Source organism: Kitasatospora phosalacinea, from assembly GCF_000716545.1.
GTDB lineage: Bacteria > Actinomycetota > Actinomycetes > Streptomycetales > Streptomycetaceae > Kitasatospora > Kitasatospora phosalacinea.
On the sequence record NZ_JNWZ01000084.1, the window covers coordinates 1 to 22,223 of the forward strand.

The 22,223-nt window shown below is 74.6% G+C and carries 20 protein-coding genes and 2 pseudogenes; 10 read left to right on the forward strand and 12 right to left on the reverse strand.

The window, feature by feature from the left end; all coding sequences use genetic code 11:
• Together OO48_RS40330 and OO48_RS30165 are read right to left on the reverse strand one after the other, a co-directional pair.
• A pseudogene (locus tag OO48_RS40330) lies at positions 1–120 on the reverse strand (5,10-methylene tetrahydromethanopterin reductase); the annotation flags it as partial.
• A gap of 1,059 nt (positions 121–1,179) precedes the next feature.
• A complete protein-coding gene (locus tag OO48_RS30165) occupies positions 1,180–2,523 on the reverse strand; it encodes a GH1 family beta-glucosidase (protein WP_033222051.1) in 1,344 nt (447 codons plus the stop codon).
• A gap of 310 nt (positions 2,524–2,833) precedes the next feature.
• On the opposite strand from OO48_RS30165, the gene OO48_RS30170 reads away from it, so the two are divergent.
• The gene (locus tag OO48_RS30170; RefSeq protein WP_033222053.1) at positions 2,834–3,256 is read left to right on the forward strand and encodes a hypothetical protein; all 423 of its coding nucleotides are present in this window, start codon (positions 2,834–2,836) and stop codon (positions 3,254–3,256) included.
• 150 nt (positions 3,257–3,406) lie between these two features.
• Here OO48_RS30170 and OO48_RS30175 read toward each other — a convergent pair whose 3' ends face one another.
• Positions 3,407–4,483, reverse strand: a complete 1,077-nt coding sequence (locus OO48_RS30175; RefSeq protein WP_033222055.1) for a protein kinase family protein — start codon at positions 4,481–4,483, stop codon at positions 3,407–3,409.
• 439 nt (positions 4,484–4,922) lie between these two features.
• Here OO48_RS30175 and OO48_RS30180 point away from each other — a divergent pair, with 439 nt between their 5' ends.
• Positions 4,923–5,264 carry a beta/gamma crystallin domain-containing protein gene (locus tag OO48_RS30180; protein WP_051733144.1) on the forward strand — a complete coding sequence of 114 codons (342 nt, stop codon included), beginning with the start codon at positions 4,923–4,925 and terminating at the stop codon, positions 5,262–5,264.
• 311 nt (positions 5,265–5,575) lie between these two features.
• Here OO48_RS30180 and OO48_RS30185 read toward each other — a convergent pair whose 3' ends face one another.
• The gene (locus tag OO48_RS30185) at positions 5,576–6,751 is read right to left on the reverse strand and encodes a magnesium and cobalt transport protein CorA (RefSeq protein ID WP_033222057.1); all 1,176 of its coding nucleotides are present in this window, start codon (positions 6,749–6,751) and stop codon (positions 5,576–5,578) included.
• A 465-nt stretch (positions 6,752–7,216) separates the two neighbouring features.
• Here OO48_RS30185 and OO48_RS35545 point away from each other — a divergent pair, with 465 nt between their 5' ends.
• Positions 7,217–8,164, forward strand: coding sequence for a HEAT repeat domain-containing protein (locus OO48_RS35545; RefSeq protein ID WP_051733145.1), 948 nt, complete (start codon positions 7,217–7,219; stop codon positions 8,162–8,164).
• 7 nt (positions 8,165–8,171) lie between these two features.
• Here the strand turns inward: OO48_RS35545 and OO48_RS30195 are convergent, their stop codons facing one another.
• Complete coding sequence (locus OO48_RS30195; protein WP_033222059.1) at positions 8,172–9,092, reverse strand: LLM class flavin-dependent oxidoreductase; 921 nt, start codon at positions 9,090–9,092, stop codon at positions 8,172–8,174.
• Positions 9,093–9,189: 97 nt separating this feature from the next.
• On the opposite strand from OO48_RS30195, the gene OO48_RS30200 reads away from it, so the two are divergent.
• Entirely contained in the window at positions 9,190–9,627 is a 438-nt protein-coding gene (locus OO48_RS30200) for a MarR family winged helix-turn-helix transcriptional regulator (RefSeq protein ID WP_033222061.1), read from the forward strand.
• Between the two features lie 202 nt (positions 9,628–9,829).
• Positions 9,830–10,564 (forward strand): glycoside hydrolase family 16 protein, encoded by a 735-nt coding sequence (locus tag OO48_RS30205; RefSeq protein WP_209439564.1) that lies wholly within the window; start codon positions 9,830–9,832, stop codon positions 10,562–10,564.
• Positions 10,565–10,594: 30 nt separating this feature from the next.
• Here the strand turns inward: OO48_RS30205 and OO48_RS37780 are convergent.
• Positions 10,595–10,810 (reverse strand): annotated as a pseudogene (locus tag OO48_RS37780) (NAD(P)H-dependent oxidoreductase); the annotation flags it as partial.
• 87 nt (positions 10,811–10,897) lie between these two features.
• A complete protein-coding gene (asnB, locus tag OO48_RS30215) occupies positions 10,898–12,751 on the reverse strand; it encodes an asparagine synthase (glutamine-hydrolyzing) (protein WP_033222063.1) in 1,854 nt (617 codons plus the stop codon).
• 500 nt (positions 12,752–13,251) lie between these two features.
• On the opposite strand from asnB, the gene OO48_RS30220 reads away from it, so the two are divergent.
• Together OO48_RS30220 and OO48_RS30225 are read left to right on the forward strand one after the other, a co-directional pair.
• On the forward strand, positions 13,252–15,537 hold the full coding sequence (locus OO48_RS30220; protein ID WP_051733149.1) for a DUF8189 domain-containing protein: 2,286 nt from the start codon (positions 13,252–13,254) through the stop codon (positions 15,535–15,537).
• Positions 15,538–15,620: 83 nt separating this feature from the next.
• Positions 15,621–15,827, forward strand: a complete 207-nt coding sequence (locus OO48_RS30225; RefSeq protein ID WP_033222065.1) for a DUF6011 domain-containing protein — start codon at positions 15,621–15,623, stop codon at positions 15,825–15,827.
• 7 nt (positions 15,828–15,834) lie between these two features.
• Here OO48_RS30225 and OO48_RS30230 read toward each other — a convergent pair whose 3' ends face one another.
• On the reverse strand, positions 15,835–16,602 hold the full coding sequence (locus OO48_RS30230) for an adenosylcobinamide amidohydrolase (RefSeq protein ID WP_051733150.1): 768 nt from the start codon (positions 16,600–16,602) through the stop codon (positions 15,835–15,837).
• Between the two features lie 71 nt (positions 16,603–16,673).
• On the opposite strand from OO48_RS30230, the gene OO48_RS30235 reads away from it, so the two are divergent.
• The 3 genes from OO48_RS30235 to OO48_RS30240 all read left to right on the forward strand — a co-directional run bounded on the left by OO48_RS30235 (position 16,674) and on the right by OO48_RS30240 (position 18,463).
• Positions 16,674–17,351, forward strand: coding sequence for a TetR/AcrR family transcriptional regulator (locus tag OO48_RS30235; protein WP_051733152.1), 678 nt, complete (start codon positions 16,674–16,676; stop codon positions 17,349–17,351).
• A gap of 144 nt (positions 17,352–17,495) precedes the next feature.
• A complete protein-coding gene (locus OO48_RS36870) occupies positions 17,496–17,687 on the forward strand; it encodes a DUF1918 domain-containing protein (protein ID WP_425338601.1) in 192 nt (63 codons plus the stop codon).
• 41 nt (positions 17,688–17,728) lie between these two features.
• Positions 17,729–18,463 carry a DedA family protein gene (locus OO48_RS30240; RefSeq protein WP_033222067.1) on the forward strand — a complete coding sequence of 245 codons (735 nt, stop codon included), beginning with the start codon at positions 17,729–17,731 and terminating at the stop codon, positions 18,461–18,463.
• A 37-nt stretch (positions 18,464–18,500) separates the two neighbouring features.
• On the opposite strand, the gene OO48_RS30245 is transcribed toward OO48_RS30240, so the two are convergent.
• The 4 genes from OO48_RS30245 to OO48_RS30260 form a co-directional block, all read right to left on the reverse strand.
• On the reverse strand, positions 18,501–18,965 hold the full coding sequence (locus tag OO48_RS30245) for a hypothetical protein (protein WP_033222069.1): 465 nt from the start codon (positions 18,963–18,965) through the stop codon (positions 18,501–18,503).
• A gap of 83 nt (positions 18,966–19,048) precedes the next feature.
• Positions 19,049–19,798 (reverse strand): PIG-L deacetylase family protein, encoded by a 750-nt coding sequence (locus OO48_RS30250; protein ID WP_051733154.1) that lies wholly within the window; start codon positions 19,796–19,798, stop codon positions 19,049–19,051.
• Between the two features lie 46 nt (positions 19,799–19,844).
• Entirely contained in the window at positions 19,845–20,501 is a 657-nt protein-coding gene (locus OO48_RS30255) for an NADPH-dependent F420 reductase (RefSeq protein ID WP_033222071.1), read from the reverse strand.
• A 137-nt stretch (positions 20,502–20,638) separates the two neighbouring features.
• On the reverse strand, positions 20,639–22,108 hold the full coding sequence (locus OO48_RS30260; protein WP_051733156.1) for an MFS transporter: 1,470 nt from the start codon (positions 22,106–22,108) through the stop codon (positions 20,639–20,641).
• Positions 22,109–22,223 lie beyond the last annotated feature (115 nt).

The window sequence follows — 22,223 nt, forward strand, 5'->3', positions numbered from 1 at the left end:
GACCTCCTCGGCCTTGAGCGCGATGGCCACCATGGCCTTGATCCGCTCGTGCTCCGTCGGGGTCCGCCCGTCGGTGGGGTCGGTGGTCACGTCACCGACCGTGAAAATGCCGAACTGCATACTGCCTCCCGCTTTCCGCGTCCGTACGGGCCTGCGGCCGGTCTGCGGCCGAGGCACTCCGGAGCGACGCTAGGAGGGAGGGGCCACGCCCTCGTGACCGAACGCGCACCGCTGTCTTACCGAGAGCGCAGCACCGGACGGCGCTCCTCCGCCGGGGGACCGGCTCCGAGGACGACCTCCAGCGGGCGACCGCCGCCGAGAACGCCTCAAGAGCGGCCGCCCTCCACTCCCGGGCGGCCGGGTGCCCGTGCTCCCGGCCGCGAGCGAGGGGAGTCGCGACGATCACTGCGGCGTCGCGGAACGTCGCCTTCTGGACGCCTTCGGCATCCCCGGCAAGCCCGAAGTCCTCGACCCCGAAGGCGACCAGGCCAGCGGTTGGAGCGCCGCTTGGGGCGACTGCGACGCGTCGGCCGTCGCTGCGGAATCGAGCCCTGGACCCCGGCAGATCGGACCGGACACCAGTGCGTCCGGAATCGCCCTCGTCGCCGACACTCCTGGCCGACCAACCGGCCCTGCTCCGAAACGGCGTCACCGGATCACGTCGGCTGAGCTTGACTCTGTCGGGGATCCTGGTGTTCGACTGCAGGTGATCATGGTGGTGCGCCAGTCTCGCGGGTGCACGATGGCCGCGAGATTTCCGAGGAGTACGAGATGCCGGTCCGTCCCCGTTCGGGTACCGAGGTCCCGGGGTTGACGGCGCGGATGGCGCGGATGGCGCGGATGGCGCGGGCCGGCAACTCCGGTGGTACTACGGCGATGTGGGTGCGTGACCGGCGCGACGGCCTGTGGCGGATGGGCTCGTCGCAGCCGGGATCGCCCGGCCCTGGACCCCGCTCTGACGCACGGCGCCCACCAATTCCCCGTTGCGGTCCCCGGAACCGCAAGACGGCCCTCACCACGCAGCAGACCGGCGGTCAACCATCGGCAATGGGCTGTGAACCTGTCGCACACCCTGTCTTATGCGCAGTGTCCGGGATACGGCTGCTGCGGGCCGCCTCGTACGGATGGCCTCCCGACCATTGCCGAGAGGCCGTCCATCTCACGACAGCCTGAGCCCAACTACGCCTGGTTTCCCGCTCGGTGGGCCGCGATCAGGTCGCGGTACCAGGCGAACGAGGCCCTCGGGGTGCGCTGCTGCGTGGCGAAGTCGACGTGGACCAGGCCGAAGCGCTGGCTGTAGCCCTCGGCCCATTCGAAGTTGTCGAGGAGGGACCAGGCGCAGTAGCCGCGGACGTCGATGCCGGCGGTGGTGGCCCGGGCGAGGGCGTCGAGGTGGGCGGTCAGGTAGTCGATGCGGAAGGCGTCGTCGAGGGCGGCGTCGGTGGAGCAGCCGTTCTCGGTGATGGTGATCGGGGGGAGGGCGGTGCCGTAGCGGGCCTGGAGGGTGTGGAGGAGTTCGGGGAGTCCCTCGGGGACGACGGGCCAGCCGAAGTGGGTGCGCGGGACGCCTTCGATGGGGGCTTCGGCGAAGGGGAGACCGGGGTCGGTGGGGGCGGCGATGCGGGTGGGGTTGTAGTAGTTGACGCCGAGTCCGTCGAGGCCGGGGGCGTGGATGAGGGTGAGGTCGCCGTCGCGGACGGCGCCGCCGAGGTCGGGGTCGGGGCCGAGGCCGTACGCGGTCAGGTCGGGGTAGCGGCCGAGCAGGAGCGGGTCGGTGAACAGGCGGTTGTGCAGGGTGTCGTAGGCGTCGGCGGCGGCGCGGTCGGCCGGGGAGTCGGTGGCGGGGCGGACGGGGGTGAGGTTGTTGGCGATCAGGACGTCGAGGCCGCGGGCGCGCAGTTCGGCGGCGGCCAGGCCGTGGCCGAGGAGTTGGTGGTGGGCGGCGGGCATCGCGTCGAGCATCAGGGCGCGGCCGGGGGCGTGGATGCCGAGGGCGTAGCCGTACACCAGGTGCACGAAGGGCTCGTTGAGGGTGATCCAGGCCGGGACGCGGTCGCCGAGGCGGTCGGCGGCCAGGGCCGCGTACGCGGCGAAGCGGTGGGCGGTGTCGCGGTGCAGCCAGCCGCCCCCGTCCTCCAGGGCCTGCGGCAGGTCCCAGTGGAAGAGGGTGGGCAGCGGGGTGATGCCGGCTTCGAGCAGGCCGTCGACGAGGCGGTCGTAGAAGTCGAGCCCGGCCGGGTTGGCCGGGCCGCGGCCGGTGGGCTGGACGCGCGTCCAGGCGAGCGAGAACCGGTAGGTGTCCAGGCCGAGTTCGCGCATCAGGGCGATGTCCTCGGGCCAGCGGTGGTAGTGGTCGCAGGCGGTGCGGCCGCTGTCGCCGTTCTTCACGGCGCCGGGGCGCGCGCAGAAGGCGTCCCAGACCGACGGGCCGCGGCCGTCCTCGTCAACCGCGCCCTCGATCTGGTACGCGGCGGTGGAGACGCCCCAGCGGAATCCGGCGGGCAGGTCGTGGCGGTCCGGCATGGCAGCCTCCTGGCGGACGATCAGCTAAATGCGAGGAGTGCTCATGTTAGTGCCGCGGCGCCGGAACACCAGGGGTGCGGACGGGACGGGCGCGACCGCCACGGCGGACCGGCGGACCGGCGGACCGGCGCGCCGAGGCCGTGCGCCCCGGCGTCCCCCTTGCGAGCCGCCGTTCGGGCCCTGCCTCCGGGGCCGTTCGGCCCTTCCGGGCGCCCGGGGCCGGTGGGGACAGTGACCCCAGGTCAGCGATGTGTCCGGCCCGCGCGGCGGGCCGATCGAGTGGGCGTGGGCGCCCGGGGAAGGCCGTGTGATGGAATCCGACGAGGTCATGCTGGCCGTCCGGCTCACCACCGCGGAGCGGACGCTGTTGCGCCGGCTGGCGCACGGCCACCGCGGCGACGTGTCCGAGGTGGTGGCGGACGCGCTGCTGGACGTGCTGCCCGCGCTGCTCGCCCGGGACGCGTCCCGACTCGCCGAGCAGTTGGGCCCGTTCGCCCCGTGCGCGGTGACGGTCTGGCTGCCGCCGGACCTCGCCGACCTGCTCCCGGCCCTGGCCGGGCGCCTGGCGTCCGCCCCGCGTCCGTCCGCGACGCCCAGCCCTTGCGCCGCGCTGGGCACCGCGCTGCGGCTGTGGCTCCGTCAGGACCCGGCCCGGCTGGCCGCCGGTCTGCGCGCCATGCACGCGCGCCCCTCCCCGTCCCCTCGGCCGCACGCCCACCCGCTGGCCGCCTGAGCGGGCACCGTCGGCCCGCGTGGGCCCGCCCGGGCGCGAGTACGCCGGCCGCCTCGGCTCCCGGACGAGCACCGCGCCGGGCACGCCCACCGACCGGAGCCCGTGACCGGAACTCCTTCCGACGCCAGGGGCGTTCGGCTCGCAGGTCCGTCAGTCGACGGCCGGGCTGTCCGTGCGGTCGATCCGGCGGATCTCCTCCAGTGGGTACGGGGTTCGCCGGCTGTGGCGCTGGAACTTGAGGTTGAAGTCCGACATCACGGCGGCGATCGGCGCGTGCCGGGTGAGGATCGCCGCGGCCTCCGCCGGGATTCCGGTGGGGCGCTCGCCCTCCGCGTAGGCGCGCACCAGCGCGTAGCGGCCGTCCCTGTCCTCCCTCCGGTACCCGAACAGGGCGGTGACCAGCCAGTTCACGAAGTACGTGGCGGTGTGGCAGCGGTCGTAGGTCTGGTGCCGGTCGAAGAAGTCGACCTCGTCCGGCGACAGCTCGAACCGGGAGGAGATCGCGAGTCCGTAGTCCGCGAAGTAGAGGCGCCGACCGTCGGTCAGGATGTTCTCGAAGTGCGCGTCGAAGTGCAGGAGTCCGCGGCTGTTCATGAACGAGACACCGGCTGCCAGTTCCCTCTCCACCATGGCGCAGGCCCGGTCGGCGGTCCGGTCTCCCGCTCCGATCCGGGTGCCCAGCCACTGGTGCAGGTTCTGCGGGACGTACTCCAGGAACAGCGCGACGCTCGCCGAGGACCGCTGGAGGGCCTCGATCCGGTGGCGCACCTGCGGTCCGCCGCCCCGGTAAGCCACAGCCCGTTCGACGTCGGCCAGGTCCTCGGGCAGGGGCGTCGAGTCCGGCAGCACGCGCCAGTGGTGCATCAGGGGGAAGCCCTCGTGCTCCGCCGCGAGCACCCAGTTCGTCGTCATGGCGTGCACGGCGAGCTCTCTCCAGGCCCCGAAGCCCGGCCCGGCGATGGCGCCGACGCCGTAGTGGCAGAAGTCGGGCAGCTCGAACAGGTTGGCCGTGGACCGGACGTGCTCGGGCTGCCTCTCCAGGTCGGTGAGGGGCACCCGTTTGACGAAGACCGGGATCCCGGCGACCTCCAGCAGGGACGACTTCCCGCCGATGCCGGATCCGAGCGGCGCCGCCGTGTCCACGAGCTCGCGCAGTGCGCGATCGCTGCACAGGGCCAGGGCCGTGGAGACGGCGCCGTGGGCGGCGAGACGCGCACCTCGCGACATGTCGGGGACTTCCACTGCTGTCTCCACCTGGACGCCGGCCTCGATCCCGGGGCTGCGGCGCGTCCGGGGCGAGCCGCCACCGCGTTCGACGCGCAGCCCCGCGGTCCGGCCGGAGCGGGTCGGGGCGCCCGGGACCGTGTGCGACGACGGACCTGGGCACCCGTTCGACCGCACCTTACGTGAAGGCCGACGACGAGTCGGGGGGACCGCGCTCTTCGGGCGGGGGCCGACGAACGCGGAGGGAGGTCGCGACCGCGCGCGGAGAAGGGCGCTCAAGGGGTGAACCGGGGCGCCCTTCCCCGCGTTGCGCTGATCGGACGCACATGCGTCCCTGCCGGACGCACATGCGTCCCTGCCGGACGCGCATGCGTCCCTGCGATGCCGCCGCGCGCTGCGGCCCTCGGCGGCACCCGTCACCACGGAAAGGAACAACTCACCAGTGAAGCGCTTCATCACCCGCCTCGCGGTGGTCGCGACGGCCGGCGCCATGGCCGCCGTGCTGCCTGCTTCGTCGGCGTTCGCCGTCAACCGCACCGATTGCGATGAACTCGGTCTCCTGATGCTTCACAACTCGGGCGGCTCCCTCTGCTTCGCCAACGCGGGCGCGCAGAGCGTGGCGATCTACGGCGTGGACCGGATCTGGACCGGGAACAACAAGGTCACGTTGGAGTACGTGCCGCGGCTGGGGGCTCCGACGACCAGCGCGACCGTGGACAAGTGGCAGTTCGGCAACGTCCCCGGTGAGCCCATCCACAAGATCACGAAGATCGTGATCTGGTAGCGTCCGCCCCCGCGGACGAGGTGACGGCGGGGCCCGACCGGGCCGCAACCGCAGTCGTCCGCACGGCTGCATGACGTCGCCGCGGTGGGTTCACCGGGCGTTCCCGGAGTGGCCACCGACGTGGTGACGCCCGTGCGGGCACCACGCGCGAGGCACCTGTGCCGTTGGGGGGAGACGTCGTCGGAAGTCTCGAACGCCCATCGGCTCAGGTGCCTCGTCGATCCCCTGTCCTGCCACACCCGGCCCGCCCGGCGGGTGCCGCCCGGAGCGGGGTGCCGGACCACCGCTCCGCCAGCTGAACCACCGTCCCGCTAGAGCCAGTTGCGGCGCTTGAAGATCAGGTAGAGGCTGACGCAGACCACGCCCATCAGGCCGATCGCGAAGGGGTAGCCGAAGGCCCAGTGGAGTTCCGGCATCTCCTCGAAGTTCATGCCGTAGACGGTGCCGATGAGGGTGGGGGCGAAGAGGATGGCGGCCCAGGAGGAGATCTTCTTGATCTCGTCGTTCTGGGCGTGGCCGGCTTCGGCGAGCTGCTTCATCTCCTCGTTCTGGCGCTGGGAGACCAGGGTGGCGTTGACGGTGAGGATGTTCTGGAGCATCTGCCGGAAGCCGTCGACGCGTTCGGCGGCGTAGGTGGCGTGGTCGGCGACGTCGCGCAGGTAGCGCTGGAGCTCCTCGTCGGTGCCGTACTTCTGGAAGCCGCCTTCGAGGGCGCGCATGATCTCCAGCAGGGGGCCGGTGGCGCGCTGGAACTCGATGACCTCGCGGGAGAGTTCGTAGATGCGGCGGGAGACTTCGGGGTCGCCGCCGAAGACTTCGGTCTCGATCTCGTCGATGTCGTGCTGGAGGCCGGCGATGACGGGGGCGTAGCCGTCGACGACGGCGTCCAGGACGGCGTAGAGGACGGCTTCCGGGCCGAGGGCGAGCAGGTCGGGGTCGGCTTCGAGGCGGCTGCGGACCATCGAGATGTCGGGCGACTGGGAGTGCCGGACGGTGAGGACGAAGTCGGGGCCGACGAAGAGGTGGATCTCGCCGAAGTCGACCTCCTCGACGTCGTCGAGGTAGCGGGCGGCGCGCAGCACGACGAACAGGGTGTCGCCGTAGCGTTCCAGCTTGGGGCGCTGGTGGGCGACGATGGCGTCTTCGAGGGCGAGTTCGTGCAGGTCGAACTTCTCGGCGGCTTCGACGAGTTGGGTTTCGGCGGGGCGGTAGAGACCGATCCAGGCCATGGTGCCGGGCTTGCCGGGGAGGTCGCGGTAGATCTCGGCGAGGCCGGTGGGGGTCTCTATCCGGTGGCCGTCGCGGTAGACGGCGGCGTCGACCAGGGAGCGTTCCAGCGAGACGGACTGCTCGCCGTCGAGGGCCTGTTCGGAGCGCGGGTCCATGGAGTGCTCGGGGGCGGCGGCGCGGTCGGCGGGCCGCCGGGCGGTGGTGCGGCTGAAGGGTCGCTTGCTCGCGCGCACGGCGCGCACACGCCAGTCGGACACGGCGGTACCTCCACGGGTTCTGGTGCCGCCGGGCCCTGGTGCGGCCTGGGTGCGGATGGACGCGGACGGACGCGGGCGGGGCGACGGGCCCCGGCGGCAGCCGTGCGCGGGCGACGCGGCGCGGACGCGGGCGTGAACGCGGGTTCAGCGGGCGGAGCGGCGCGGACGCGGGCGGTGGTGCCGGGGGCCGTGAGCGGGTGAGTACTTCCCGGAGCGGGGCCGACTTCGGCCCGGACTACTGCACTCCACTGCTCTCACCTCCTGTACGCCCCGGGCGCCCGGGGGCGCCACGACCGCGCCCAGTCTAGCCCCGCGCACCGGCCGCCCCCGCCACGCGCGCGCCCGCTCCCCCGCCCCGCACGCCGACCTCCGCGCCGCACACCTCCCCAGCCACTTCCCCACCCGCCTCCCCGCCCCCGGTAATCCCGTGGCGCCCGCCGCCGCGGCCGGGCCACACTCGGGCGCGTGATCGACGACGCCCGGGCCCCGGACGAGGACCTGCGCGAGGCGGCCGCCCTGCTGTCCTCCGCCGACCCCTCCCGGCGGGCCGCCGGGTACGGCCGGCTGGCGGCCCGCACCGCGCCCGGGGAGGACGCGCTGCGGGCCTGGGCGGTCGACACGGTGCTGGGACGGGCGGCGCGGGAGCCGGACGGGTTCGCGCTGTCCGCGCTGGTGGAGGTGCTGGAGGCCGCGCAGGACGAGCGGGCGCTGCCGGTGCTGCTCGGGCTGGTCGGCCACCCGGACGGGGCGGTGCGCCTGGCGGTGGCGAAGGCGCTGCCGTTCGTGGGCGAGCCCGTTCCGGACTCGCCCCGGGCGCGCGCCCTGCTGACGCTGTGCCGGGACGCGGACCCGGAGGTGCGGGACGCGGCGGTGTTCGGGGTCGGCACCCTGGACGAGGCGTACGGCCCGGCGGTCCGGGCCGCGCTGCACGAGCGGCTGGACGACCCGGACGAGGAGGTCGCGGAGGAGGCCGTGCGCGGCCTGGCCCGTCGCCAGGACGTGTCGGTGCTGCCCCGATTGATCGACCTGCTGGAGACGTACGTGGAGCCGCACGTGCTGACGCTGTCCGCCGCGGCGGTCCTCGGCCGGCCCGAACTGCTGCCCGTGCTGGAGGAGTTGGCGGCGGAGCGGCCGGACGACCGGCGGATCACCGCGGCCCTGGAAGCCTGCGACCCGGCCCGGCGCGAGGAGCGCGCCGCCCTGGCCTGGCGGCTGCTGGAGGAACTGACCGCCCGGCGACCGGACTTGGACGCCGCGCTGGTCTGGCCGCGGTTCTCCGCCGACCTGGAGCTGGAGGTCCGGCACGGCTCCGCTCCGGCCACCTACCGCGCGGACGACCTGCTGCGCCGCGCCGGGCACGACCCGTCCCGGGCGGCCGCCCGGGTCGACGCCGACTTCCCGCCGGCCCGCTGAACGGCCCTCACTCTCCCCGCAGCGGCCGGACGATCTCCTTCACCAGCCACTCGGCGACGCCCGGCGGGTAGGGCGCCCGCAGGCTCAGCACCAGGTGGGTGAAGCCGGCGTCGATCAGTTCGGCGAGCACGGCGCGGTCCCGGGCCGGGTCCTGGTACGAGACGATGTACTGCACGGAGCGGGTGAGCGTGGCGGGGTCGCGGCCGATCGCGGCGCAGTGCGCGTCCAGGACGCGGGCCCGTTCGGCGACGGCGGCGACGGTGTTGTGCGGCGGGCCGGGGACGTTCCAGATGTCGGCCCGCTCGGCGACCAGGCGCAGCAGCCTGGTCCCCCAGCCGCCGATCAGGATCGGCGGGCCGGGGCGCTGCACCGGCCCGGGGTGGTTGCGGTTGCCGGACAGGGTGGTCCAGCGCCCGGCGAAGTCGAACTCCCCCCCGCTCCACATGCCGCGCAGCACCTCGACGGTCTCGGCGAGCCGAGCGATGCCCTCGCCGGGCGGCACCAGGCTCAGCCCGTAACCGGCGTACTCGGCGACGGCGGGGTTCTCCCCGGCGATGCCGCCCGCACCGGCGGGCTGGTGGGTGCCGCCGACGCCGAGGCCCATGACGAGCCGCCCGCCGGAGAGCACGTCGACGGTGGTGGCCATCTTGCCGAGCAGCGCGGGGTGGCGCAGCGGGTTGGCGGTGACCAGCAGGCCGAGCCGCAACCGCCGGGTGCGGGCGGCCAGGGCGCTGAGCAGGGTCCAGCCCTCCAGGACGTCGCCGTCCTTGGGCCCGACGACGGGCATCAGGTGGTCCCACAGCCAGGCGTCGGCGAGTTCGGGGAGCTCGTCGGCCTCCTCCCAGACCCGCAGGATCTCGGGGTAGCCGACGCGCATGGGTGTGGTCTTGACGCCGAACGTGACGTCCGGTGATGTGAGTCGCTCCATGTTCAGTCAGCGTAGCTGATCGTCAGTGATACTGACCATAAACAGGCGTGAACCATCACCGCCACCGACCGTCAGCCGCCACGGCTATCCTCGCCCCATGACCAGCGACGCACTCCCCGGTCCGTTCTCCGACCGGCTCGGCTACCTGCTCAAGCACGCCCACCTGCGCTACACCGAGGTCTCGACCCGGGCCCTGGCCCCGCTCGGCACGGACGGCCGCGAACTGGCCGTGCTCGCCGTCCTGGCCTCGGACACCCCGCTCTCCCAGCAGGAGGCCGCCGGACGGCTGGGCGTGGACCGCACCACGATGGTCGCCCTGGTCGACGCCCTGGAGGCGAAGTCGCTGGCCGAACGCCTCCGCAGCCCCACCGACCGCCGCAAGAACATCGTCCGGCTCACCGAACAGGGCCGGCAGCTCCTCGACCGGGCCGAACGCACCCGCCTGCGCACCGAACGCGACTTCCTGGCCGCCCTGCCCGCTCCGGACGCCCGGATCCTGCTGTCGGCACTGCGCGTCCTCGCCACCGGGGACTGACACCGGCGGCCGACCACCGGCGGCCGACCACCGGGAACCGACCAGCGACGGCCGACCGGCGGAAACCGCCTCCGGCGGCGGGCACGCGTCGCGGCACGCCCCGGCGCACTTCCGCACGCCCGGCGGCCGGAGGATGAGGACGGGTTTTCACCGGGAATGCCCCGGGTTGCCCGAACCCGTCGCACCCCTGGAGCGTGACCGAGTGTCCACCCCGCCGTCCGACCCGCCGCCGCCCGCCGCCCAGCCGCCCGACCCCGCGCAGGGGGCCGTCGTGTTCGACGCTCCGTTCTCGGACCGTTCGCAGTGGGCCGCCGGGGCCTCCTCCGCGTACCCGGCCGGCGGACGCAACACCGGGGACAACAAGTTGGACCACCTGGTGCCCGGGTACGGGCCGGACGGGGACAGGTTCACCGCGCTGCGGGAGAACGGGCGCAGTTGGCGGACGCCGCTGGTGACCACGGAGGGTACGGCGGGCGGGTTCGAACTGCGGCCCGGCGACCGGCTGGAGGCGCGCTGCCAGGTGACGGCGGACCAGGGCGTCTGGCCCGCGATCTGGACCTGGGGGCGGGACGTCGCGCCGGGGCAGCCGCAGCCCGGCCACGGGGAGGTGGACGTGTTGGAGTACCACGACGACCACCCGCGGCAGTTGGAGCTGAGCAACCACGTCCGCCCCGGCGACCCGGCCTACCTGGACGGGCTGGTGACGCCCGGCCGGTGGTTCACCGTCGCCTGCGTCTTCGGCGCCGACTCGGTGCGCTGGGAGCTGGACGGCCGCGAGGTGTACGCCGACGGCCGGGGCGTCGGCCCCGACTGGCGGGCCTGGATCATCGTCAACCTGTCCGTGGCGGGCGGCCGTTGGGGCCACCGACAGCCGCGCGCAAACGCCCGCCGGCTGTCCTGGCGCTGCCGCGACCTGACCGTCCGCCGCCCCCGGTGACCGGCGCGGGCCGGGCGGCGCGGGGCCGGTTCAGGCGGCGGCGGGACGCACGGCAGCGGGCAGCGCGGCCGCGAACCGGGCGACCGCCCCGGCCGGCGCCGCGTCCAGCACGTACCGGCCGGACGCGACCTGCGCGCCGAGCGAGGTCGGCACCGGCCGCAGCGCGTGGTCCAGCGCCAGGACGTGTGCCGCCGACCCGCCGACGGCCGGCGGCAGCACCGGCTTGCCGTCCAGCGCGTGCCGGGGTCTCCGGCGAGCGCGGCCTCCGCCGCGGACGGTCTTCGGCGGACGCCCTCTGCCGGAGGAGCACCCGGCCCTTGCCCGGGGGCGGCCCTACAGCTCCAGCGACACCTCCCGGCCGCGCAGCCAGCCGTCGAGCAGCAGCACCGACTCCCCGGCGTTGCGCAGGTCGGCGCCGGGGGCGTCGGCGACGGCCCGGGCCACCGCCGGGAGGTCGAGCAGGTCGCGGACGGGGGCGTCGCGGTCGGCCAGCAGGGCGCGCAGTTCGGCGCGCAGCGCCTCGGCGTAGCGCGGGTCCTGGGTGGAGGGGTAGGGGCTCTTGACCCGCTGGGCGACGACCTCGGGCAGCACGTCGCGGGCGGCGGCGCGCAGCAGGGACTTCTCCCGGCCGTCGAAGTTCTTCATCGCCCAGGGCGTGTTGAACACGTACTGGACCAGCCGGTGGTCGCAGAACGGGACGCGGACCTCCAGGCCGACCGCCATCGAGGTGCGGTCCTTGCGGTCGAGCAGGATCTGCACGAAGCGGGTCAGGTGCAGGTAGCCGATCTCGCGCATCCGGCGCTCGTGGCCGCTCTCCCCGGCCAGCCGGGGGACTTCGGCGAGGGCCTCGCGGTAGCGGGCGTCCCGGTAGCCGGGGAGGTCGAGCTTGGCCAGCAGGTCGGGGGCGAGCAGCGACTGCGGGCCGAGCCGGGCGGTGCCGCTGGTGAAGCCCCTGGCGAGGACGTACATCCAGGGGAAGCCGTCGTGGGCGACGGCGGCCGGGTCGTGGAACCAGGCGTAGCCGCCGAACACCTCGTCGGCGGACTCGCCGGACAGCGCGACGGTGGACTGCTCGCGGACGGCCTTGAACAGCAGGTACAGCGAGGTGTCGCCCTCGCCGAGGCCCTGCGGCAGGTCGCGGGCGGCCAGGACGGCGTCCCGGTGGCGGCGCTCCGTCAGGTCGGCGGTGTCCAGCACGATGTCGCGGTGCGCGGAGCCGACGTGCGCGGCCAGCGCGTGCGCGTACGGGGCGTCGGGGGTGCCGCGCAGCGCGTCGGGGGTGAAGTTCTCGGCCTGCCCGGTGAAGTCGACTGCGAACGAGCGGACCGGCCCCTGCCCGGCGGCGGCCAGGCCGCGCGCGGCGAGCGCGGTGATCACCGAGGAGTCGAGCCCGCCGGAGAGCAGGGTGCACAGCGGGACGTCGGCGATCAGCTGGCGGGCCACGATGTCGTCGAGCAGTTCGCGGACGGTGGCGATGGTGGTCGGCAGGTCGTCGGTGTGCTCGTACGACTCCAGCCCCCAGTAGCGGCGCTCGGTGATGCCGCCCCGGCGCACCCGCAGGGTGTGGCCGGGCTTGAGTTCGCGCATGCCCCGGTAGACGGCGTGGCCGGGGGTCTTGGTGAAGGCGAGCAGTTCGGCCAGGCCCTCGGCGTCGACGGCGGCGCGCGCCTCGGGGTGGGCCAGGATCGCCTTGGGTTCGGAGCCGAACAGGACGCCGTCGGGGGTGGGCCGGTAGTAGAGCGGTTTGACGCCCATCCGGTCGCGCACCAGCAGCAGTTCCTCGGTGCGCGGGTCCCACAGCGCGAAGGCGTACATGCCGTTGAGCCGTTCGGCGAACGCCTCGCCCCACTCCAGGTAGGCGTGCAGGGCGACCTCGGTGTCGCTCTCGGTGCGGAAGGCGTGGCCGCGGGCGGCCAGTTCGGCGCGCAGTTCGCGGTAGTTGTAGATCTCGCCGCTGTAGGTGGTGACCAGCACGGTGCGGCCGTCGTGCTCGACGGCCATCGGCTGGCGGCCGCCGTCGAGGTCGATGACGGCCAGGCGCCGGTGGCCGAGGCCGACGTGGGTGTCCAGCCAGACGCCGGCGGCGTCCGGGCCGCGGCAGGCCATGGTGGCGGTCATCGCGGCGAGGGTGGCGTGCTCCGTGCTCAGGTCCCGGTCGAACGAGACCCATCCGGTGATTCCGCACATGCGAGGTGTGGCCCTTCCTCGTGAGGAGGCCGGCGCCGCCCCGGTGGTGGCGGGGGCGGGGCCGTCTCCCGTACGGCCGCGCCGACGCCACGACGCTAGGCGGGGTGGGTGCATTCGACAACCAAGTGTTGGTCATGTACGCACAATTCGGGCCACCCGCCTTCCCCGCCCCACCTGCGCCGACGCCTCCCCGACTCCGTTCGTCCACCCGCACATCTGGCCCGAACCCGCGCACCCGGCGCCCGGCGCCCGGCCCGGCCGCACGCCCCCGGCACGCCTCCCGCCCGGCCCGCGCACCCTCGCGCGCCGTCGCGTGCCCACCGTCCGTTCCCCTACGATCCGTCAGCGGGCCGGTGCCACCGGCACATGCGCGGACGCCCCGCCCCAGGCGTCCCCGGCCCCGTCGGCCCCGGCCGGCTCCCCCGCCGCGCCCCGGGCGGCGACACCCCGGCCCGGTGTCCGCCCTCCGCGCGGCCCACCCCTCATCGGAGGCACCCCCCTTGACCGCACCCCGGCGCGCCCCGCGCGCCCTCCTCGTGCTGGCGCTCGCCGCCGGCGCGCTCACCCCCGCCCTGGCCGCCGCGCCGCCGGCCGCCGCCGTCTCCGAACCCGGCCGCCCGCAGGCGGTGACCGCCGCCGACGGCACCCTCTCGATGTTCGTCCGCGGCACCGACGACATGATCTGGCGCCGGGTCCGCGACGGCGCGACCGGCGGGTGGCGGGACTGGGTGGCCACCGAGGGCAAGGCGGCCGGCGACCCGGCCGCGGCCCGGAACCTGAACGGCCGCCTGGCGCTGGTGGCCCGGCGCGCGGGCGGCCACCTGTGGTGGCAGTACCAGGGCGACAAGGGCTGGAGCGCCTGGACGGACCTCGGCACGCCCCCGGGCACCACGGCGGCCGGCGACCCGGTCCTGATCGCGGACGACAACACCGCCTCCGCGCCCAACCCGAACGCCGAGGGCAAGGTGCAGGGCAACACCGACGGACGGCTGGAGCTGTTCGTCCGGGGCGCCGACCACGCGCTGTACCACCGCGCGCAGGCGGCGCCCAACGGCGGCGGCTGGAGCGGCTGGGAGAAGCTGGAGGGCACCTGGGCGGGCGACCCGGCGCTCGCGCTGAGCGGCGGCGGCCGGATCGCGGTCGCCGCCCGCTCGCAGGACGGGCACCTGATGCAGACCGCGCAGAAGCGGCCCGGCACCCAGCAGGCGCCCCTGCCCGCCGACAACTGGGCGCCCTGGGCCGACCTGGGCACCGGCTTCACCGGCGACCCGGCGCTGACCGCCGTCACCACCGGCACGGGCATCCTGCTGCAGACCGCCGCGAACGGCGACGACTCCCGGCTGTGGACGCTCACCCAGTCCAAGCCCGGCACCGCCGGCGCCCCCACCGGCAGTTGGGACACCGGCCACCGGCTCGACCTGGGCCCGGCGCTGGGCGGCGGCGCCCCGCAGTTCGCGGCCGGCTCCGACGGACGGCTGTCGGTCTTCGGGCTGAACGCCTCCCAGCAGGTCGCCTACCGCTCGCAGACCGACACCGCGACGCCCGGCACCAACCCGAACGGCATCTGGGAGGGCGGCTGGGCCGCGCTGACCGGCCAGAAGGCCCGCTCGGTGGCGGTCACCCGGACCGACCGGGCCCCGTTCACCGCCCTGCTGGTGCAGGCCGGTTCGGCGAAGGTGTTCGCCCGCGACCAGCTCGCGGCCGGCACCTCGGCCTCCCCGCGCGGCGTCTGGCTGGACTGGCGCGACCTCGCGGGCATCGGCACCGGCCGCTGCGCCGGGCCCGGCACGCTGGCCTGCCTGACCCTCACCAACACCGACCTCGGCCTGGCCCTCGACCTCCAGGACCCGTCCGACGCCGTCACCCGGCTCACCCGGGCCACCCCCGACGCGGCCTCGGCGAACCAGCAGTGGCAGCTCGCCCCGGTCGCCGGGGCCACCGACGGCAGCTTCCGGATCGTCAACGCCAACGGCAAGTGCATGGCCGAGCAGACCGAGGCGCCCGGCCCGTGGCACCTTCGGCTGGGCGACTGCGCCACCGACCAGTACCTGACGCAGTGGTACCTGGAGCCGGTCACCGCCGCCACCACCGAGAACCCCGCCAAGTACCGCATCCACCAGTCGGGCACCGGCGTCTGCCTGACCGCGCTCGCCGACGACGTCACCGGCCACGACTCCCGGCAGGTCGAGCGGATCGACTGCGGCTCGACCTCCGCAAACGACAAGCAGTCCTGGCAGTTGGGCCGCAACGGCACCACCGCCCCCGGCGTCCTGCAACTGGCCCTGGACCACGCCGCCTCGCTGTGCGCCGCCGACGCCAAGGCCAACCACTGCACCTTCCAGGACACCGCCGCCCCGAGCGCGTACAACGCGGCGGGCTGCGTGGCCGGCAGCGTCCTGTACAACCAGAGCCCGGACTCCTCCGCCACCTACGGCCTCAGCTGGGCGCACATGACCGGCTCGCAGTGGTCGCTGGCCGGGCAGTTCACCGCGAAGCTCAGCGACACCTTCAGCGCCTCGCTGACCGTCACCCACACCTGGATCGAGCAGGACACCACCACCCAGACCGTCAACGTGACCGTCCCGTCCAAGCGCTTCGGCTGGATCGAGTACGCGCCGGTGGCCCGCGAGACCGTCGGCTACTGGAAGATCGAGGTCGGCGGCTGGAGCTACACCGTCCCCGGCCACAACCTGTCGTACGCCAAGGACGACACCGACGGCCGCAGCCCGATCATCGTCACCAGGACCTCCACCGAGCCGCCGACCACCGCGAAGTGCAAGCGCTGACGCCCCTGCGCCCCGCCCCCGGGCCGCCCGCCCGGGGGTACCCCCCTGTCGCGGCCGCCACCGCCCGGTGATGAACTGGAACGGTGAGCGACCAGCGCGGCAGCACCGAACCCCCGATCCCCGGCACGGCCGTCGAGCGCCGCCCGGCCCCCGTGGTGCGCTGCCGCCGCTGCCACCGCCCGCTGCACAGCCCCGAGTCCCGCTGGGAGAAGCTCGGCCGCCACTGCGCCGACGCGCCCGAGCCGGTCCGGGTCTACGTCATCGACCAGGACCCCCTGCCGGGCACCTGACGGCCGGTCAACCCGCCTTCCCCGCCAGCACGTCGTCGCACGCGCAGCCCGGCAGCGTCGCCGGGTGGGTCGGCGGGCCGTCCCACCCGGCGCGGCGTCCGCGGTCGGCCAAGGCCCCGGCGAGGACGGCGCGGTGGACGGCGCGGGCGAGGCGGGAGCCCCAGTGCGAGCGGGGGCCGCCGAACGGCTCGGGCGGGCCGCCCCCGGTGCGCACGGCCACGCAGACCGCGTCGGAGGGGGTGCCGGAGCAGTCGTAGCCCGCCTCCAGCAGGGCCTGGACCTTGGCCTCGGTGGCGGTGGTGAGCAGGTTGAGCAGCCCGGCGTCGGAGACCGGCGCGGGGACGACCGCCAGGATGTTGATGGTGCCGGGCACGTACGCGGCGGGGGCCGGGACGGCGGGGGCGGCCGCCCAGACCGGGACGCCGATGCCGGTGGTGACGACGGCGGTGACGCCGCCGTCCTCGGCCCAGGTGCAGGCGTCGACCTCGGCGGCCGTCATCAGACCCGTGCCGGGCCCGGTCAGGCCCTGCGCGGCGGCGAGTTCGGCCAGGTGCTCGGCCGGGTCGAGGCGCCCGTACCCGGCCCGGACCTGCGCGTTGAGCACCCAGTGGCGTTCGCCGATCCCGCCGCCGAGGACGCCGGAGCCGGCCGTCCGCCAGCCGGGGCCGGCCCGCCACACCAGCAGGTGCCGGCACGCCCCGTCCTCGATCCGCGCGGCCCGCCGGACCGTCACCTTCGGCGCCGTCACCGGCTCCGCCGCCCGCTGCTCGTTCATGATCCGACACCCAACCACACCCGAACGGTCGGGATTCGCCCCGGCCCGACCGGATGCGGCAGAGTGTCGTCATGACCCCGCAGCCCTCCGCATCCGCCGCCCGTGCCTCCCGCACCCCGGCCGCCGGGGCCCGCCGCCGGCCGGTGCAGCAGCGCAGCCAGGAGCGGTACGAACGGCTGCTGGACGCCTGCGCGGGGCTGCTGGACGAGGTGGGGACGGCGGGGCTGACCACCAAGGAGGTGGCGCTGCGCGCGGAGGTGCCGATCGGCACCCTGTACCAGTTCTTCGCCGGCAAGGAGGGCCTGCTGGCCGCCCTCGCCGAACGCAACCTGGCGCGCTTCCTGGACGGCCTGGCCCGCCGGGTCGCCGCCGCCGGGGCGGGCGCGCCGAGCGTGGCCGCCTTCACCGACCACGCGGTGGACGAGTTCGTGGCCATGAAGCGCGCCGTCGCGGGCTTCGGCCACCTGGACTTCGGCCTGGTCGACACCGCCGGGGGCGGGCTCGACGACCTGCACCTGCTGGACGAGGAGCTGGACAACAACGCGGCGGTCGCGGCCCGGCTGCGCGCGATCGGCGGCGAGCTGTTCGCGGCGCCCGGGTACGCGCTGGCGCTGCGGGTGTCGATGGAGTGCGCGGACGCGGTGCTGAAGCTGGCGTTCCGGGCCGACCCGAAGGGCGATCCGGCGCTGATCGGCGAGTGCAAGCGGCTGGTGCGCAGCTACCTCGCCGAGACCCCGCCACCGCCCTGAACCGCCGGCGCCCCGAACCCGGAGGCGCCCGGGCCCGCCGCCTCCGGGCCGTCCGCCTTTGCGCCGTCCGGGTGCCCGCCGCACAGTGGAGGGGGAAGCTCACGAACCACGTTCCTCTGCCGGTGGGAGTGTCCGATGCGAGCCATGGTGGGAGACCACGTCCACATGTACAGCAGGTCGGTCGGCATGACCGACCGCAGGGGTGAGATCGTCGAGGTGCGCGGCACCGACGGCGAACCGCCGTACCTGGTGCGATTCGAGGACGGCCACGCCGGCCTCGTCTACCCCGGCCCCGACTGCGTCGTCGAGCAGCGCCTCGACGAGGAGCAGCGCTGATCACGGGCCCCCGCCGGGCCCGGTAGGAGGAACGTCCGACCTTGTCGCCGCCCCTGCCCGGCCCGCTGGCCCACCTCGCCCCGCTGCTCGACGACTACGGGTACCTCGCGGTCGGGGTGCTGGTGTTCCTCGACAACTGCGTGCTCCCGGTGCCCGGCCAGACCATCCTGGTGCTGGCCGCGGTGTACGCGGGCGCCGGGCAGCTCTCGCTGCCGGTGCTGCTGCTGGTCGCCGTGCTGGCGGCGGTCGCGGGCGACGCGCTGGCGTACGTGCTGGGCCGCACCGGCGGCCTGGCGTTCGTGAACCGCTGGGGCCGGTACGTCCGGCTCACCCCGGAGCGGATGGAGCGCGCCGAGGCGTTCTTCCGCCGCCGGGGCGCGCTGGTGGTCACCGGCGCCCGGTTCGTCGACGGGCTGCGGCAGACCAACGGCCTGATCGCGGGCACCACGGAGATGCCCTGGCGCCGCTTCATGGTCGCCAACGCGGTGGGCGCGGCGCTGTGGGCGGGGGTGTGGACAGCGGTCGGCTACTTCGCGGGCAGCAACATCGACACCCTGTACCGGGAGGCGGTGCGCTACCAGGTGCTGCTGTTCGCGGTGCTGGCCGCCCTCGTCCTGCTGCTGGCCGTCCGCACCTGGCTGCGCCGCCGTCGCCGCCCGCCCCGGGACGCCGCGGCCGGCCGGATCCCGCACCAGGACGGGCCGGACGACCAGGACGGCCGGGGCGGCCGGGACGACGGCCGGGACGTCCCCACCGACGGGAACGGTCGGCCCTGAGGGCCGCCGGGCGCGTCCGTCGGGCGGCGGGTGCCGGTCAGGCGGGCAGGTCGCCGTCCCCGCCGAGGTTGGCGACCATGCGGCGCAGGACGTTGATCGTGGTCACGAAGTCGGCCGTGTCGATGCCCTCGTGCGCCTGCCGGTGCACCCGCAGGTTGCGCTCCCCGGCCCGGAGGCGCCCGGCCTCCCCCGCCTCGGTCAGCGTCATCAGCCCGGCGTCCTCGACCAGCCGGCCGCGACCGGCGAGGTCGTCGTAGACGCCCTCGAAGTCGATCCCGAGGTCGTCCCACTTCGCCAGCCGCTCGGTCAGCTCCGCCCGGGTCCACCTGCCGGGCGCGCCGGCGACGTGGTTGAGCGTCCACCAGTGCGGCTGGGTGAGGTCCTCCACCGCCAGCTGTTCGCGGAGGGCCCCGACCACCAGCCGGCAGGCCGTGCCCGTCCAGGCCCCGACGGGCTGGGCGGCCACCTGCTCCTGCGGGTACTCCTTCAGCGTCACGCTCACGTGCCCCTCCTCGTGTCCGACCGAACGCCCTCACCGTAGGAGTTCAAGTCCGCTTGAGGTCAAGGCCGTTCCCCCGCGGCCCGTCAGCGGAAGGCGATCACCTCGAAGGCGGCGGCGAAGCGGGTGCCGAGGCGGGCCCCGGCGGCGCGGCCCATGCCCTCCAGGAACTCGGCGGCGTTCGCCATCTCCCCGCCGAGGCCGTCCAGGTAGGCGCGGTGCGCCTCCAGCGAGGCGACGCCGGCCGCGAAGGTGTCGGTGGTGTCGACGGCGTGCCGGGCCTCGGGCGAGCCGGCCGCCCAGAGCTGGCGGACGCCGTTCCAGGGCTGGTGGCCCTCGGCGGTGAGCTCGCGGAAGACCCAGCGGTTCCCGGCGTCGCGCACCGCGTCCAGGGTGGCCCGGCCGACGGCGATGTGGTCGGCCTGGTTGGGGAGGACGCCGCCGTAGGTGTCGCGGAAGTTGGTGGTGATGACGATGTCGGGGCGGTGCCGGCGGATCGCCCGGGCCAGGTCGCGGCGCAGCGGCAGCCCGTACTCGACGGTGCCGTCGGGGTGGCCGAGGAACTCGACGGTGTCGACGCCGACGATCCGGGCCGATTCGACCTGTTCGCGCTCGCGCACGGGGCGGCACTGCTCGGGGTCGATGCCGTCGATGCCGGCTTCGCCGCTGGTGACCATCAGGTAGCTGATCCGCTTGCCCTGGCCGGTCCAGCGGGCGACGGCGGCGGCCGCGCCGTACTCCATGTCGTCGGGGTGGGCGACGACGGCGAGCGCGCTGTCCCAGTCCTCGTCCAGCGCCCGGTAGGGGGGCGGGGCCTGCTCGGTGGTGTCGCTCATGGTGCTGCCTTTCGTTCGGACCCCGCCCCCGGTGCCGGGCGGGGGTTCAGCGCGCGGTGCGGATGGCGTAGTTGAAGTCGGCGTGGCCGTAGTGGCGCATCAGGCGCAGCCAGAACGGCATCAGCATCTCCAGGCCGCGGGCGGCGTCGATCCCGCCCAGGTCGAGGATGTCGGCGGCGGGCCAGCCGAACTCGGTGAGCAGGGCGACCACCTGGGCCTTGCCGTCGGCGTCGTCCCCGGCCACGAACAGCTGGTGCTCGCCGGGGACGCGGCCGGGGTCGACCATGACCTCGCAGTTGACGGTGTTGAGCGCCTTGACGACCCTGGTGCCGGGCAGGGCGCGCTGGAGGCGCTCGCCGACGCTGTCGTCGTTGACCGGGTCGAGGGTGACCTCGCCGGTCGGGGAGAACACCAGCGGGTTGGAGACGTCCAGCAGGGTCTTGCCGGCCAGGTTCTCCGCCCCGGCGAGTTCGACCGCCGCGAGGGCGACGGTGCCGCCGGTGGCATTGATGACGAGGTCGCCGAAGGCGGCGGCCTCCGCGAACGTCCCCGGGCGGGCGAGCGGGCCGGAGCGGGCCGCCCAGTCCTCCGCCGCGGCGTTGCCCTTGCTGCGCGAGCCGAGGGTGACCTCGTGACCGAGGGCGACCAACTTGCCGCCCAGGGTCTGCCCGACCGTTCCGGTGCCGATGATTCCGATCCGCATCCGTCTGCTCCGTCCCCGCGTCAGATCGTCGATTCGAACGCACCCTACAAGAAGGCGCCCTGACGGGTGATCGACTCCACGGGACGGCCGCCCCTCCCCGGTGGCGGCCCGCCCTCCCCTCCACCGTAGCCCGGCGGCTAGGCGGGGTGCTCCTCGGTGCTGCGGGAGTCGGTGAGGGTGAGCGCGCCGCCCGCGGTGACCAGGCCGACGATCACCGCCAGCACGGCGTAGGTGATCCGCTCGCCGTGGAAGAAGGAGTGCACCAGGCCGCTGTCCCAGGTGCCGGCGGGCAGCTGGGTGGTGACCAGGGCGGCGATCAGGGTGCCGACGACGGCGGTGCCGACGCTGCTGCCGACCTCCTGCGCGGTGTCGTTGAGGGCGGTGCCGATCGAGGTGCGGTTCTCGGGCACCGCCTCGACCAGGGCGATGGCGCAGATGGTCATGACGGTGCGCAGGCCGACGGTCATCACGACCATGCAGACCGCGATGGCGGCGTACCCGTGGGAGACGCCCCAGGCGAGGCCGGCCAGCGCGCCGGCCAGGCAGGCGGCGCCGACCAGGCAGGCGACGCGGTGGCCGAAGCGCTTGGCGAGCCACTCGGACAGCGGGGTCGCGGCGAGCATGGTGAAGATGATCGGCAGGTTGGCCAGACCGGCCTTGACCGGGCTCCAGCCGTAGGCGTACTGGAAGTGCAGGATCAGGCCGAACATGACGGCGGCCATCGCGATGGCCGTGCCGATCTGGGCGATGGCGGCGCCGCGGACGGTGCCGCCGGCGAAGAGCTTCAGGTCGAGCATGGGGGCGGTGGTGCGGCGCTCGTGCCGCACGAAGGCGGTGCCCGCGACGAGGGCGCCGAGGATCGAGCCGATCGTGGCGGCGGAGCCCCAGCCGTGGTCGACGCCGCTGGTGAGCGAGTAGCAGGCGAGGCCGATGGCGGCGACGCTCAGCACGGCGCCGGGCAGGTCGAGCCGGTCGCGGGTGAGGTCCTCGGGCCGGTCGGCGGGGACGCCGAGGCGCACGCCGACGGCCGCGATCAGCGCGATCGGGGCGTTGACCAGCAGCAGCCACTGCCACTTCACGTGGGCCAGGGCGGTGCCGCCGAGCAGCGGGCCGAGGACGAAGCCGGACATGCCGACGACGATCATCACGGTCATCGCCCGCATCCGCAGCGCCGCGTCGTCGAAGAGCCGGAAGACCAGCGAGTTGGTGATCGGGGCCATCGCGGCGGCGGCGACGCCGAGCCCGGCCCGCAGCGCGATCAGCTGCCCGGCGCCGGTGACGAGGGCGACGCCCAGGCTCAGCAGGCCGAACACGGCGAGGCCGGCCAGCAGGACGCGGCGGCGACCGAGCCGGTCGGCCATCGACCCGGCGGTCAGCAGCAGGCCGCCGAAGGTGAGCGAGTACGCGCCGGTGACCCACTGCAGCGCGGTGGTGCCGCTGCCGAGGTCGCGGCCGATGGTGGGCAGCGCGATGGACAGCAGCGTGTTGTCGACCATCTCGACGAAGAAGGCCAGGCAGAGCGCGGCCATCGGGATCCATGCCGCGCGCAGCGACGGATAGGTGCGCGGTGCCGCTGGGGCGGCGGCGGCGGTTTCGGTGCCGGTCATGGCGGCCTCCTCTCGGGGCGGGTGTCACGAATTATCGAACTGGGTTCGATACTAGAACCACGTTCGATAATCTGGCAAATGTGGTTGGATGAAGGGCATGACACCTCCGCGCCAG

What these genes read in the sequence shown, in the direction of transcription:
- OO48_RS30235 (WP_051733152.1), top strand. Translation starts at nt 16,674, where the DNA reads ATGACCCCGCAGCCCTCCGCATCCGCCGCCCGTGCCTCCCGCACCCCG.
- OO48_RS30195 (WP_033222059.1), bottom strand. Translation starts at nt 9,092, where the DNA reads ATGGAGCGACTCACATCACCGGACGTCACGTTCGGCGTCAAGACCACA.
- OO48_RS30255 (WP_033222071.1), bottom strand. Translation starts at nt 20,501, where the DNA reads ATGCGGATCGGAATCATCGGCACCGGAACGGTCGGGCAGACCCTGGGC.
- OO48_RS30170 (WP_033222053.1), top strand. Translation starts at nt 2,834, where the DNA reads ATGGAATCCGACGAGGTCATGCTGGCCGTCCGGCTCACCACCGCGGAG.
- OO48_RS36870 (WP_425338601.1), top strand. Translation starts at nt 17,496, where the DNA reads ATGGTGGGAGACCACGTCCACATGTACAGCAGGTCGGTCGGCATGACC.
- OO48_RS30250 (WP_051733154.1), bottom strand. Translation starts at nt 19,798, where the DNA reads ATGAGCGACACCACCGAGCAGGCCCCGCCCCCCTACCGGGCGCTGGAC.
- OO48_RS30200 (WP_033222061.1), top strand. Translation starts at nt 9,190, where the DNA reads ATGACCAGCGACGCACTCCCCGGTCCGTTCTCCGACCGGCTCGGCTAC.
- OO48_RS30260 (WP_051733156.1), bottom strand. Translation starts at nt 22,108, where the DNA reads ATGACCGGCACCGAAACCGCCGCCGCCGCCCCAGCGGCACCGCGCACC.
- OO48_RS30175 (WP_033222055.1), bottom strand. Translation starts at nt 4,483, where the DNA reads ATGTCGCGAGGTGCGCGTCTCGCCGCCCACGGCGCCGTCTCCACGGCC.
- asnB (WP_033222063.1), bottom strand. Translation starts at nt 12,751, where the DNA reads ATGTGCGGAATCACCGGATGGGTCTCGTTCGACCGGGACCTGAGCACG.
- OO48_RS30165 (WP_033222051.1), bottom strand. Translation starts at nt 2,523, where the DNA reads ATGCCGGACCGCCACGACCTGCCCGCCGGATTCCGCTGGGGCGTCTCC.
- OO48_RS30230 (WP_051733150.1), bottom strand. Translation starts at nt 16,602, where the DNA reads ATGAACGAGCAGCGGGCGGCGGAGCCGGTGACGGCGCCGAAGGTGACG.